The sequence below is a fragment of the uncultured Algibacter sp. genome, from assembly GCF_947495675.1.
In the GTDB taxonomy this organism is placed as follows: domain Bacteria; phylum Bacteroidota; class Bacteroidia; order Flavobacteriales; family Flavobacteriaceae; genus Algibacter_B.
The window spans coordinates 134,279-147,756 of the sequence record NZ_CANLZX010000009.1; the positions used below are offsets into that span (position 1 = coordinate 134,279).

At 30.0% G+C, this 13,478-nt stretch carries 10 protein-coding genes; 8 read left to right on the plus strand and 2 right to left on the minus strand.

Annotated elements, in window-relative coordinates; genetic code table 11:
- Nucleotides 1–63: 63 nt before the first annotated feature.
- The 8 genes from Q0842_RS08215 (at nucleotide 64) to Q0842_RS08250 (ending at nucleotide 8,531) form a co-directional block, all read left to right on the plus strand.
- Complete coding sequence (locus tag Q0842_RS08215; protein ID WP_298496655.1) at nucleotides 64–2,475, plus strand: thiamine pyrophosphate-dependent enzyme; 2,412 nt, start codon at nucleotides 64–66, stop codon at nucleotides 2,473–2,475.
- A 33-nt stretch (nucleotides 2,476–2,508) separates the two neighbouring features.
- Nucleotides 2,509–3,678, plus strand: coding sequence for an AraC family transcriptional regulator (locus Q0842_RS08220; RefSeq protein WP_298496658.1), 1,170 nt, complete (start codon nucleotides 2,509–2,511; stop codon nucleotides 3,676–3,678).
- A 98-nt stretch (nucleotides 3,679–3,776) separates the two neighbouring features.
- Nucleotides 3,777–4,259 (plus strand): DoxX family protein, encoded by a 483-nt coding sequence (locus tag Q0842_RS08225; RefSeq protein WP_298496661.1) that lies wholly within the window; start codon nucleotides 3,777–3,779, stop codon nucleotides 4,257–4,259.
- 5 nt (nucleotides 4,260–4,264) lie between these two features.
- Nucleotides 4,265–4,753 carry a hypothetical protein gene (locus Q0842_RS08230; RefSeq protein ID WP_298496664.1) on the plus strand — a complete coding sequence of 163 codons (489 nt, stop codon included), beginning with the start codon at nucleotides 4,265–4,267 and terminating at the stop codon, nucleotides 4,751–4,753.
- Between the two features lie 94 nt (nucleotides 4,754–4,847).
- On the plus strand, nucleotides 4,848–5,318 hold the full coding sequence (locus Q0842_RS08235; protein ID WP_298496667.1) for a hypothetical protein: 471 nt from the start codon (nucleotides 4,848–4,850) through the stop codon (nucleotides 5,316–5,318).
- Between the two features lie 108 nt (nucleotides 5,319–5,426).
- Nucleotides 5,427–7,853 carry a phenylalanine--tRNA ligase subunit beta gene (pheT, locus tag Q0842_RS08240; protein ID WP_298496669.1) on the plus strand — a complete coding sequence of 809 codons (2,427 nt, stop codon included), beginning with the start codon at nucleotides 5,427–5,429 and terminating at the stop codon, nucleotides 7,851–7,853.
- 95 nt (nucleotides 7,854–7,948) lie between these two features.
- A complete protein-coding gene (locus tag Q0842_RS08245; RefSeq protein WP_298496672.1) occupies nucleotides 7,949–8,185 on the plus strand; it encodes a DUF2007 domain-containing protein in 237 nt (78 codons plus the stop codon).
- 112 nt (nucleotides 8,186–8,297) lie between these two features.
- Nucleotides 8,298–8,531, plus strand: a complete 234-nt coding sequence (locus tag Q0842_RS08250) for a DUF2007 domain-containing protein (protein WP_298496674.1) — start codon at nucleotides 8,298–8,300, stop codon at nucleotides 8,529–8,531.
- Nucleotides 8,532–8,697: 166 nt separating this feature from the next.
- On the opposite strand, the gene Q0842_RS08255 is transcribed toward Q0842_RS08250, so the two are convergent.
- Complete coding sequence (locus Q0842_RS08255; RefSeq protein WP_298496677.1) at nucleotides 8,698–11,274, minus strand: hypothetical protein; 2,577 nt, start codon at nucleotides 11,272–11,274, stop codon at nucleotides 8,698–8,700.
- 231 nt (nucleotides 11,275–11,505) lie between these two features.
- Nucleotides 11,506–13,131, minus strand: a complete 1,626-nt coding sequence (locus tag Q0842_RS08260; protein WP_298496679.1) for an ATP-binding cassette domain-containing protein — start codon at nucleotides 13,129–13,131, stop codon at nucleotides 11,506–11,508.
- Nucleotides 13,132–13,478 lie beyond the last annotated feature (347 nt).

Here is a 13,478-nt window from a genome sequence, read left to right on the forward strand (position 1 = left end):
GCTAAAATAAATTGCAAAAAAGCTGTATTTTAACTACTTTTGCAAAAGCTAAAGCATGAACCTATGCAACCCATAACCAACTTGGAAAACAATTTATCTTTTGAAGATTTTAAAGCAGAAGTCATCAATGACTACAAAACTGCTATGATTAGTCGAGAATGTAGTTTAATTGGAAGACGAGAGGTTTTAACAGGTAAAGCTAAGTTTGGAATTTTTGGCGATGGCAAAGAAGTTCCTCAGTTAGCTATGGCAAAAGCATTTAAAAAAGGTGATTGGAGATCTGGATATTACAGAGACCAAACTTTTATGATGGCTATAGGTGAGCTCACACCAGAGCAATTTTTTGCTGGATTATATGCTAATACAAATATAGAACTAGAACCTATGTCTGCTGGTAGGCAAATGGGTGGTCATTTTGTTACACATAGCTTAAATGAAAACGGTAGCTGGAAAGACTTAACTAGCCAATATAATTCTAGTGCAGATATTTCTCCAACTGCAGGACAAATGCCACGTTTACTAGGTTTAGCTCAGGCATCAAAAATATTTAGAGAAGTTAAAGGTATAAATACTACTGGATTTTCAAATAATGGAAATGAAGTAGCCTGGGGCACAATTGGTAATGCAAGTACTAGTGAAGGCCTGTTTTTTGAAACCATAAATGCTGCAGGTGTTTTACAAGTACCAATGGTAATTAGTGTTTGGGATGATGAATATGGCATTTCAGTTCATGCAAAACATCAAACCACTAAAGAAAACATATCAGAAATATTAAAAGGTTTTCAAAGAGACAAAAACTCAAAAGGCTACGAAATTTTACGTGTAAAAGGCTGGGATTATGCAAACTTAATTGAAACATATCAAGAAGCATCAGCCATTGCTAGAGAAGAACATGTTCCTGTTTTAATTCATGTACAAGAATTAACACAACCACAAGGTCATTCTACTTCTGGATCTCATGAGAGATACAAAAATGCTGAACGATTAGAATGGGAAGCCCAAAACGATTGTAATGTCAAATTACGTGAATGGATTCTTGAAAGTGGAATTGCTACTAACGAAGCATTAGTAGAAATTGAAAGAGCTGCAAAAAGAGATGTTAGAGAAGCTAAAAAGAATGCTTGGAACACTTTTTTAAGACCTATAAAAAGTGAACAACAAGATTTAATTTCAATATTAAAACAAGTAAAATCTGTTAGTGTTAATGGTGTTTTTATTGCTAAATTAAAAGATAGTCTTGTAAATATAAATGAACCTACAAGAAAAGACATTTTATCTCATGCAAGAAAAGCGTTAAGATATATTGTTGGTGAATCTATTCCAGAGAAAAAAATATTGAGCAAATGGATAGACTCCATTTTCGAACAAGTACAACCAAAATTTAGTTCGCATTTATATTCTGAAACACAACGTTCTAACACTAGAATAAAAGAAATTAAAGCAACTTATAATGATGATGCCAAACTAGTTGATGGCAGAATCATTCTTAGAGATAATTTTGACACCATTTTTAGTAGTTATCCAGAAGCTTTAGTTTTTGGAGAAGACACCGGTAATATTGGCGATGTTAATCAAGGGTTAGAAGGGCTTCAAGAAAAGCATGGTGAATTACGTGTTGCAGATACTGGTATTAGAGAAGCAACCATTATTGGACAAGGTATAGGAATGGCAATTCGTGGTTTAAGACCAATTGCAGAAATTCAATATTTAGATTATATTCTATATGCTTTACAAATAATTAGTGACGATCTAGCTACACTACACTATAGAACAAAAGGAAAACAAAAAGCACCATTAATTATAAGAACACGTGGGCACAGATTAGAGGGAATATGGCATTCGGGCTCTCAAATGGGCGGCATTCTAAATTTAGTAAAAGGCGTTAATTTATTAGTGCCAAGAAATATGACTAAAGCTGCAGGGTTTTACAATACACTATTACTTGGCGATGACCCTGCAATAGTAATTGAATGCTTAAATGGCTATAGACTTAAAGAAAAAATGCCAAACAATTTAGGCAACCTTAAAACACCTATTGGTGTAGTAGAAACTATTAAAGAAGGTTCTGATATTACATTAGTTTCATATGGTTCTACCCTACGTATTGTTGAACAAGTAGCAAAAGATTTATTGGCTGTTGGTATTGATGCAGAAATTATTGATGTACAATCTTTAATGCCTTTTGATTTAAATCATGATATAGTTAAAAGTATAGCCAAAACAAATAGAGTCATGATTATTGATGAAGATGTTCCTGGTGGAGCTTCTGCTTATATTTTAGATAAAATAATAAATGAACAAAACGGATTTAAATATCTAGACAGTGCTCCAAAAACCTTAACTGCAAAATCGCATAGGCCAGCATATGGTAATGATGGAGATTACTTCTCTAAACCTTCAGCAGAAGATATTTATGAAGCTGTTTACGATGTCATGCACGAATTGAGTCCTAATGATTTTCCTAAACTGAGATAATAATATTATTTTAGAGTTCTAAATAATTATTATTTGTTTCCAGATTTTAATATAAGAAGTACTCCGCTTTTAATTCTTGTTATTCAAGGTTTAATTTTTGCTGTTTTACTTCTTGTAAAATATAAACGTAAAGGTCATATTTCTGATTTATTTCTAGCCTTAATTCTAATGCTAACCTGCTATAGTCAAACATGTTACACCATAGGCTTTATGGGTTGGTATAATGTATTTAGAACTACAAAAATCAATTATTTCTTATTTAACATAGGTATAGTATTAGCGCCATTAATTTATTTATATGTAAAATCTGTAACGGCTTCAAACTTTAAATTTCGAAAAAAAGACTGGTGGCATTTCGGGCTTGCATTAACGTTTGTTTTTTACCGAATGTCTATTTTTATTTATGATGCTTTACAGCCTGGTTTTAGCGAAACACAGAATGGAATCTTAAAAATTAGTTTAGATGAAGCTATTGTTCAACCTATTATTAGCTTTATTGAGTTTCCTTTTATGTTATTATATTTAGCATTTACATTCCAGCTTTTTTATAACTATCGAAAAAAAATAAAAAACTATTTTTCTAACACTTTTAAATTAGAACTTAATTGGATTTTAAGTTTCTTAATTTTATTTACTTTATTGTTTTTGTATGATACAATACAAACTATAGTGGGTACTTATGTAATAGATTTAAATTACGAACAACGTTGGTGGCTTAATTTGCTTGGAGCGTTAATCACACTTTACATAGGAACAAAGGGTTATTTTACTGACACTACTAAACTTAAAAAATTAAATTTTAGTTTCTCTCCTAATGTCGAAGCCATTCCAGAACATTTAGATAATAAAAGAAAGTCTATTTCAAATGAAGATATAAAACTCGTAAAATCCTTAATGGAACACGATAAAGTATTTCTAAACCCCGAACTAAACTTATCTGATTTGGCAGAACAAGCAAACATGTCTCGCGCACAACTTTCCGAAATTATAAACTCTGGGTTTGGCAAAAACTTCAATGATTTTGTAAACATGTACCGTGTTAACGCTTTTAAAGCCATGTTAAAAGCCAATAAACACAAACAACTCTCGTTATTAGGTATTGCACAAGAATGTGGTTTTAATAGTAAAGCGACTTTTAATCGTGTGTTTAAAAAACTCACTAATCACTCACCTTCAGAATATTTAAAGTCAACCATAAATTAAGACGTCTCAAATCGTATTTAAGACCTTTTAATATAATTTAAGTCTTAGAACAGCTCATAATGTTTCAAATTTGTCTCATAAAACAAAAATGGAATGTTATGAAAATCATTAAACTATTAATCACACCAATCACTCAAAAACATTGGTTTGCAGATTTACAATTTGCAATCATAAGATTTATTTGTGGTATGCTTTTAACATTAGATTTTGGATCTTCAAAATTTGGAATGCCATGGACACCAGAGGACAAAAATTTAAGTCTATTTGAAGTATCAGCCTGGTTTACAGAAGATGTAGCTACATTTGGTGGCATATTTGCTTTGGCACCTGTCTTTTTTGCGTGGATGGGTGCTTTTAGTGAATCCGTTGGCGGACTTCTACTAGCTTTCGGTTTAAAAACAAGAATCGCATCATTTTTAATACTATGTACCATGCTGGTTGCCATTTTTATGCAAAAATGGGGGCAAGGCATATGGAGTATACTACCTGCAATGGGATTTCTTTGGGTAGCCATGTACAACCTGTATTTTGGCTCAGGTCGTTTCGGATTAGATTATTTAATTATTAAAACTTTAAAATAAAAATTATGAAAAATTTAATATTAGTAGTAACAATAGTGCTTTTCGGTTTAATAGGTAACACACAAGATTCAGTTTCAATGTCAGACTTTAATTTATTGAATAATACGAAATGGAAAGGCACATTAACCTATAAAGACTACCAATCAGGAAAACCAACAACTATAGAAACCAAGTTACAAATAACTATTGATGGCAATGCCATTAAATCAGACATGCAATATGTATATGAGCCTAATAAAAACATTAAGTCTGTTGTTAAAATTAAAAAAAATGGTACCTATTATGGTAATGAAGCAATAATATCAAATACCCTAGACAACAATACAAGAACCCTTATTACATCGTATCAGGGAAAAGATAATGGTAAAAAAGCAACTATGTTTATAACACATCAGTTTAATAAAAACAATTACACCATCAGTAAAAAAGTAGTTTTTAAAAAAAGTGGAGACAGCTTAACCAGAAACACTTATAAATTCACAAAAATAAAATAGATAAACACAAAGCATTAATAGTTTTTTAAACACATTAAAAACCATTACACTTGTGATGGTTTTTTTATATTTAACCATAAATCAAAATAAGGTCATGAAAGCTGTTTCTGTAGTAACTATAAAAAAAGAATTAAAACACCTGTCTTCTAACGAATTAGCAGAATTATGCCTTCGCTTGTCTAAATTTAAAAAAGAAAACAAAGAATTATTAACCTATTTATTATTCGAATCTCATGATGAAGCTGGTTATATTGAAAGTGTAAAAGGTTATATGGATGATGAGTTTGAATTAATTAACACCAAAAGCTACTTCTATATTAGGAAAAGTGTTAGAAAAATACTCCGAAACGTTAAAAAATTTATTCGCTACTCACAAAAAAAAGAAACCGAAGTAGAACTCCTACTCTACTTTTGTAAGAAATTAAAAGATTTTAAACCAAGTATAAATCGGAGTACACAACTTCAAAACATGTATAATAGACAGATTTTATTAGCAAAAAAAACGATTGATAAATTACATGAGGATTTGCAATATGATTTTAATTTGATGTTGGAAGATTTATAATTAAACTATTTATTACAAATAAATTAAAAACCGCTGTTTTTATAATAGCTTTATTTGAATGCTAAGCGCAATATTTTATCTTTGCAAGTTCAAATAGGATATTGATTTATGAAGATTTCATATAATTGGTTAAAACAGTTTTTAAAAACAGACTGGACACCAGAGCAAACCAGCGAATTACTTACAGATTTAGGCCTTGAAGTTGAAGGTTTAGAAGCTTATCAATCGGTTAAAGGAGGATTAGAAGGCGTTGTAATTGGCGAAGTTTTAACTTGTATTAAACACCCCAACGCAGATAAACTTAAAGTGACAACTGTTAATATTGGTGGTGAATCACCATTACAAATAGTATGTGGCGCACCTAATGTAGCTGCCGGTCAAAAAGTACCTGTGGCAACAATAGGAACAACACTATATACTGAAGAAGGCGAATCTTGGACTATAAAAAAAGGCAAGATAAGAGGCGAAGAAAGTCATGGAATGATTTGCGCCGAAGATGAATTAGGTTTAGGAAAATCTCATGAAGGTATTTTAGTTTTAGATAATGATATTGAGGTTGGAACACTTGCTGCTGATATTTTTAAAATTGAAAATGATAAAGTATTTGAAATTGGTTTAACACCAAACCGTGCAGATGCTATGAGTCATTTAGGTACAGCACGGGATTTAAAAGCAGGATTATTACAAAAAGATATTAATTTAGAATTAATTACGCCTTCTGTAAGTTCTTTTAATGTTGAGAATCGCACACTAAAAGTAGATGTTGAAGTAATCAACAAAGATTTGGCACCACGCTACTGTGGCGTTACTATTTCTGGATTAAAAGTTGCAGAATCACCTAACTGGTTACAACACCGTTTAAAAGCTATAGGATTAACTCCAATTAACAATATTGTAGATGCCACCAATTATGTTTTACATGATTTGGGGCAACCATTACACGCTTTTGATGCAGTAAAAATTACTGGAAATAAAATTGAAGTTAAAACCTTAGAAACAGGAACAAAATTTATCACTTTAGATGGTGTAGAGCGCGAATTACATGAAGATGATTTAATGATTTGTGATGCCGAAAAACCAATGTGCATAGCTGGTGTATTTGGAGGTATTGATTCGGGAGTTACAGATAGTACCACAAGTATTTTCTTAGAGAGTGCTTATTTTAATCCTGTAAGTGTTAGAAAATCTGCTAAGCGTCATGGATTAAATACAGATGCATCCTTTCGGTTTGAACGTGGTATAGACCCAAATATATGTGAATATGCATTAAAACGAGCTGCCTTGCTTATTCAAGACCTTGCTGGTGGTGAAATAACGAGTGATATTACAGATATATATCCAAATAAAATTAAGGATTTTGAAGTTCGACTAAGTTTTGAAAATACTAAAAAGTTAATTGGTGAAGAAATTCCTAAAGAAACAATAAAACGTATTTTAACTTCTTTAGATATAAAAGTTAATAATGTAACCGAAACAGGTTTAGGTCTAACAGTACCTGCCTTTAGAAATGATGTAATTAGAGAAGCTGATGTTATTGAAGAAATCCTGAGAGTTTATGGTTATAATAATATAAAAACTACAGAAAAGTTAAATGCTTCAATTTCTACGACAACACGATTTGAAGATTACAAAATTCAGAATATTATTGGAAATCAATTAGCGTCTCAAGGTTTTTTCGAAATCCTTTCAAACTCGTTAACTACTCCAAATTATACTGCATTAAGTGAGCAACTTAAACAAGAACACAATATTACTATACTTAATCCTTTAAGTAATGACTTGTCGGTTTTAAGACAATCTTTATTGTTTTCTGGATTAGAAACAGTATCCTTTAATATAAACAGAAAACGTGCAGATTTAAAGTTATTTGAATTTGGTAAAACATATCATGGTTATGATGATAATCGTGAAGAATTTAAGCATTTATCTATTTTTATAACGGGTAATCAAACTTCGGAAAACTGGCTAGAAAAGAGTAAGAAAAGTGATTTCTTTTTAATGAAAGGATTAATTATTTCTTTACTTGAACGTTTAGGAATTTCAAGATTTAATGAATTGCCAATTAAAAGCGATTTATTTTCTGAAGGATTAAGCCTTAGTCTTGGCAAAAACAAGCTAGTTGATTTTGGTCTTGTAAAAAAACCAATATTAAAACATTTTGATATAAACCAAGAAGTAATTTATGCCGATTTTAAATGGGATAGTATTTTAGATTTAATTAAGCATAATAAAATTAAATTTAAAGCGATTCCAAAATACCCTGAGGTACGACGTGATTTCGCATTACTATTAGATGACAATGTTACTTTTGAATCTATATATAAAATAGCTAAACAAACCGAAAAGCAATTGCTAAGAGCTGTTAATTTATTTGATGTATATCAAGGCAAAAACTTACCAAAAGGAAAAAAGAGTTATGCGGTTAGTTTTACTCTACAAGATGAAAACAAAACGCTTACCGATAAGCAAATTGATAAAATCATGAATAAACTTCAAAGCAATTTTGAAAAACAGCTAGGTGCAGAATTGAGATAATTATCATATACATAAAAATAAAAAGCCGACTAATAGTCGGCTTTTTTTATATAAAGAAATTTCGTATATTAATGATATCTTTAAATCATATCGTTATGCCAGATTCTAATTATACTAAAATTTATACCGGAAACTCAATTAGTGCCCAACGAATAGCATTTGAACTAGAAAAGTTAGATATTATACCAGTACTTAGAGACCAAACAGACTCAGGTTTACTCCCTATGTTTGGAGCATCCAATTCAATATTAAAACTAGTTTATGTTCATAAGGATGAATATGATAAAGCTATAAAAATAGTTGAAGACTTAAGATCAGAATTACAAGAGTAAATTTATAACACAGATATAATAACTAATATTAAAGCAATAATGAGTTAATTCCTTTTTTCAAATTGCATAAAAATTTTGTATCTTTAGTAAACAACTCTAAACTTTATAAGTCATGTCAAACTACATTAAAGTATTTTCCGGAAATTTTATTGAAGTTCAACGCATATTTAATGAGCTTCAAAATTTAAACATTTGTGCCATAATTAAAGATGAATCTGAATCTGGACGATTAGCTGGTTTTGGTTCTTCTATTCAAGGTTTACAAGAAATTCATGTTCATAAAGATGAACTTGAAAGCGCAAAACCTATTATTAAAAATTTAACCTCAGAATTAGAGATTGATTAAGACTTTGCATAAAATGAACTTTAAAATTACAGATTAATCTAATTCTGTTTTTGAAATAAATTAAGCAATAATTTTAAAGTTTATATATAATAACTCTTGATTATATATTTTTGTTTTATTTGCTTTAAGCTTTTATATAAAGCTTAAAAAACAAAATAATATTGTATTATTTTTTAGTAAATGTCATAGATCCTTCTGTATAAGCTCCCCAAATACCACCAGGCATATCCATAGTATAATTACCTTCTATCCTATCGCCACTTTCATTTATAACACCAGTATAGTTATAAGTTCTACCACTAAAATAGCTTCCAGAACTCATAGTTATCATTTCTATTATTAATGTTGTACCATCAAATTCAAATTTATTCTTTAAAACAGTTTCAGTTCCTGTATAAAAACCAAAAATTACTAAGCCACATTGAAATCCAGTACTACATGATAAAGTGGTATCGCCAATAAATTCAACATCTCTTTCATTTAAAACACTATGCATTTCACAATTTGGTGTAACCGTATCAAATCGTGCTGGTTCGCACTTTGTTACATTTGTTTCACCATACCAAATGCCATCAATAGAATTTATTTCACTAATTCCATTTCCTTTAACACTAACCTTATTATTTACTTGATCAAAATCATTATTTAAAGTAATGTCTCCGTTAAATGGACCTGTTTCATCTGGTTTAAAAGAAATTGTTAATACTTGCTCTAATTTAGTTACGTCAAGTTCAAAATTATTAGGACTAATAGTATAGCCATTTGGTAAATTTATTGAATTAACAGATATTAAAACTTCTGAAGGATTATAAACTGTTATTTCTTTAGTAACAACATCATCTTTAATAACATCTTCAAAATCTATGTTTTTAGTACTAAATTCTAGCCCTTTTATTCCAGAAGCAAAAAGTTTAATTTTATTGTTTTCAAGTTCTAAAGAACTATTAACAATAATATCTGAATTATAATTTTGAACCATTTCTGGTTTAAAAGTAACTTCAATAATTATAGTTTCTTTAGGTTTAATTATTCCATCATTCCAACTAACAGTAAATCCGTTGGGTATTTCTAAGCTAACATCTATATCTTCATCAGTATCATTTCGCATAGTAAGCATTTGTGTAACTTCATTTTTTAATGCTACAACTTCAAAATCTAAGGCATCATCTAAATACAGAGCATCAACAGCTTCTGCGATTATTTCAATTTCATTATTTTCTTGATCTGCATCATTTTTAACAATTAACTTTCCTGAATAAACACCTTCAACCTCTGGTTTAAAAAATATTTCTACAACTTCGTTATCATTTGGGTTTATATAATTTCTTGGACCCCAATTTGTTTCGAAAACCGAATCATCAGGAAATTCAAACCCAATAATTTCAATAACTTTACCGTCTTCTATGTTATTAGAAATTGTAAGCCTTAAACTTTTATTTGCTTTTGTTGATATTTTCCCAAAGTTTAATTTTCCTTCTAAAGCTGTTAATATCATTCCATTACAAAATGAAATATCCTCCTTATTTTTAACGAAACAAAAATTAACTTCATTATCATATTTAACTAATGCATAAACTTGTTTACTAGTTTTCCAACCATTTTCAATTATCCCTATTTTTTCAAAAATCTTAGATATTAACCTAAACTTACTTCCAAAATCAAACTTTTTATAACCACTTCCTGGAGTAGCACATGCAGCAATTTGTTCATTAAATCCAGTAATATTACCAAAAACAAAACTACCAATAGGTTTAAATAAATCTAGTGGGTTTTTTGTTTTTTTAAACTTTTTAAAAGCTACAAATCCCACAGAACTTTCTCCTACACCAAACAAAAAATTTCCAATGGCACCAATACACTTCAGTTTTTTTACAGACTCTTTATAACCACTTGAAATAATTCCTATTAAATCTAAAACTAAATTATGCCCATTTGTACGTCGCCCAATATAATCTTCTTGAGACCCATCAAAGGCCAAACCATTTTTGGCTCTTAACTCCCATTTACCATCACTTGGTAAATTAAAACTAACTGTATTTTTATCTGAATTATAAGCTTCTACCGTTTTATCACCAAAATAATCTCCAGCAGAATACAAGCCTACACCATATACAGCACTACTCTCTTTATTTGTAACTTTAGCAATATTTCCATCAACATCAAATAATAGCGGATCTTTAATCTGAGATATTTTACTATTAATACTTTCATGAACTTTAACTAATTCAGAAATAATAATTTCAGAACCTAAGGGATTTACATCTCCAGAAGCAATCATTGTTTCAACAGAAGATAAATATGTTGCAAAAGCAGGAAACTTTTTTATATCAGTAATTGCCGCAGCCTTATCACTAACACTTAAGTCAATTGTCCATGGGTGTAACATTACCAAAGCGATTGCTGTAGTTTCTGCATTTAAAATAATATTATTAGATATACCAGGATTTATATACCCTAACAATACAATATTATCTGAAGAGTTAGTTGCTAAAACAAGCTCCATACCATAACCCTCAAAAGTTTCAACATATGTGCCATCATCAGAAATTTTAGCCTTATCAGTTATTAGAGTTGAAACTTCTAAATCTTCAACATCATATGGGGTTCCCTCAGGAAGTACAATTCTAGCATTAACAACTTGAAGTCCTTCTGAGGATGGCTCGGGTACTTTATCATAACTTTCTATTGAATCATTACAAGATAAAACGATAAATAAAAAAAATAATGATACAAAATTTTTCATTGGTTGGGTTATTATTGGTTAATAGCAATTAAATATAAACATAAAAATATTGCTGTTACACACTCTATTACAAGTATTTAGACTAACTGTATCTTTTATAGGTTAATAACACAACTTAAATACTTTATACCTTAGCCAACCTTAAAATGTTGTTCATTTAAATTTAGTGAAATGCAAAAAACCCTCAGAAATAACATCTAAGGGTTTTATTATAAGTTAATTACTTTTAAACTAAGCCGTTACTCCATACATTTTATCACGTAACTCTTTAATTTTTTTGTCTTGCATATATTCATCAAACGTAGTGTAACGATCAATTACACCATTTGGTGTTAATTCTACAACTCTATTAGCAACTGTTTGTGCAAACTCATGATCGTGAGTTGTAAACAAAATTGTGCCTTTAAAGTTTTTAAGGGAATTATTAAATGCTGTAATACTTTCTAAGTCTAAATGGTTTGTTGGCTCGTCTAATTGTAAAACATTTGCTCTCATCATCATCATTCTAGATAACATACATCTTACTTTTTCTCCTCCAGATAAAACGGATGATTTTTTAAAAGCCTCTTCGCCACTAAAAATCATTTTACCAAGAAAACCACGAATATTAACTTCTTCGCGTTCTTCCTCAGTAGTTGCCCATTGGCGTAACCAATCAATTAAAGTTAAATCATTATTAAAAAACTCACTATTATCTAATGGTAAATAAGATTGTGTTGTTGTAACACCCCACATAAATTTTCCAGAATCAGCTTTTTCTTTATTATTTAGTATTTGATAAAATGCAGTTGTAGCTCTAGAGTCTCTAGAAAAAACAACAACTTTATCACCTTTTGCTAAGTTTAAATCAATGTCTTTAAATAAAATTTCACCTTCAAGTGAAGCAGTTAATCCTTCAATATTTAAAATTTGATCTCCAGCTTCTCTTTCGCGTTCAAAAATAATAGCAGGATAACGACGACTGGTTCTTCTTATATCTGCAATATTAAGTTTTTCAATCATTTTCTTTCTACTTGTTGCTTGTTTACTTTTTGCAACGTTAGCAGAAAAACGACGTATAAATTCTTCTAATTCCTTTTTCTTTTCTTCAGCTTTTTTGTTTTGCTGTGCATGCTGTCTTGCTGCTAATTGTGAAGACTCATACCAGAACGTATAGTTGCCAGAATAATGGTTTATTTTTCCAAAATCTATATCTGAAATATGCGTACAAACGGCGTCTAAAAAGTGTCTATCGTGAGATACAACGATCACACAGTTATCATAATTTGCTAAGAAATTTTCTAGCCACGAAATGGTTTCGTAATCTAAATCATTGGTAGGCTCATCCATGATAAGGACATCAGGATTTCCAAATAAAGCTTGAGCTAATAATACACGTACTTTTTGTTTACCATCTAAATCTGCCATTAAAGTGTAATGAAACTCTTCCTTAATACCTAAATTAGATAACATTGAAGCGGCATTACTATCTGCATTCCATCCATCCATTTCTTCAAACTTAACTTGAAGCTCTCCAATTTTTTCAGCATTTTCATCTGAATAATCTGCATAAAGCGCATCAATTTCAGTTTTAATTTTAAATAATGGTTTGTTTCCCATCAATATTGTTTCCAATACAGTATGTTCATCATATAAATTATGATTCTGCTCTAAAACAGACATACGTTTACCAGACTCTAATGATACATGACCAGAAGTTGGTTCTTGTTTTCCAGAAATAATCTTTAGAAAAGTAGATTTCCCAGAGCCATTTGCGCCAATAATTCCATAGCAATTTCCATTATTAAAAGTGGTATTTACTTCATCAAAAAGCACACGTTTCCCGAACTGAACAGATAGATTTGATACTGATAACATAAAGGTTTGTTTAATTTTTTGCAAAAGTAAAAAATTACATTGGTAAGTCGAAAACTTAACACCTCTAATTTTAAGTATTTTATAGACCAATTTGATTAGTAAACATTTAACAACGCATTAACAGGACTTTAAAATAACAAGCTATATTTTTGTTGTTATAAACGACTCAGGAGGGATTTATGAAGTTATGCATTACATTTACTTGTATTCTTTTAACATTATTTAGTTGTAAAAAAGATAGCGATGAAACTGCTATTGATTTTGCATATTTTGGTGGTGAAATTATTAACCCTAATACAAAATATATTGTTTTGTCAAAAAACGAAACGGTTATTGATACGGTAAGG

Bases quoted from the DNA above. Each gene is read 5' to 3' on its own strand.
- Q0842_RS08215 (WP_298496655.1), top strand. From the start codon at position 64: ATGCAACCCATAACCAACTTGGAAAACAATTTATCTTTTGAAGATTTT.
- pheT (WP_298496669.1), top strand. From the start codon at position 5,427: ATGAAGATTTCATATAATTGGTTAAAACAGTTTTTAAAAACAGACTGG.
- Q0842_RS08230 (WP_298496664.1), top strand. From the start codon at position 4,265: ATGAAAAATTTAATATTAGTAGTAACAATAGTGCTTTTCGGTTTAATA.
- Q0842_RS08250 (WP_298496674.1), top strand. From the start codon at position 8,298: ATGTCAAACTACATTAAAGTATTTTCCGGAAATTTTATTGAAGTTCAA.
- Q0842_RS08245 (WP_298496672.1), top strand. From the start codon at position 7,949: ATGCCAGATTCTAATTATACTAAAATTTATACCGGAAACTCAATTAGT.
- Q0842_RS08225 (WP_298496661.1), top strand. From the start codon at position 3,777: ATGAAAATCATTAAACTATTAATCACACCAATCACTCAAAAACATTGG.
- Q0842_RS08260 (WP_298496679.1), bottom strand. From the start codon at position 13,131: ATGTTATCAGTATCAAATCTATCTGTTCAGTTCGGGAAACGTGTGCTT.
- Q0842_RS08255 (WP_298496677.1), bottom strand. From the start codon at position 11,274: ATGAAAAATTTTGTATCATTATTTTTTTTATTTATCGTTTTATCTTGT.
- Q0842_RS08235 (WP_298496667.1), top strand. From the start codon at position 4,848: ATGAAAGCTGTTTCTGTAGTAACTATAAAAAAAGAATTAAAACACCTG.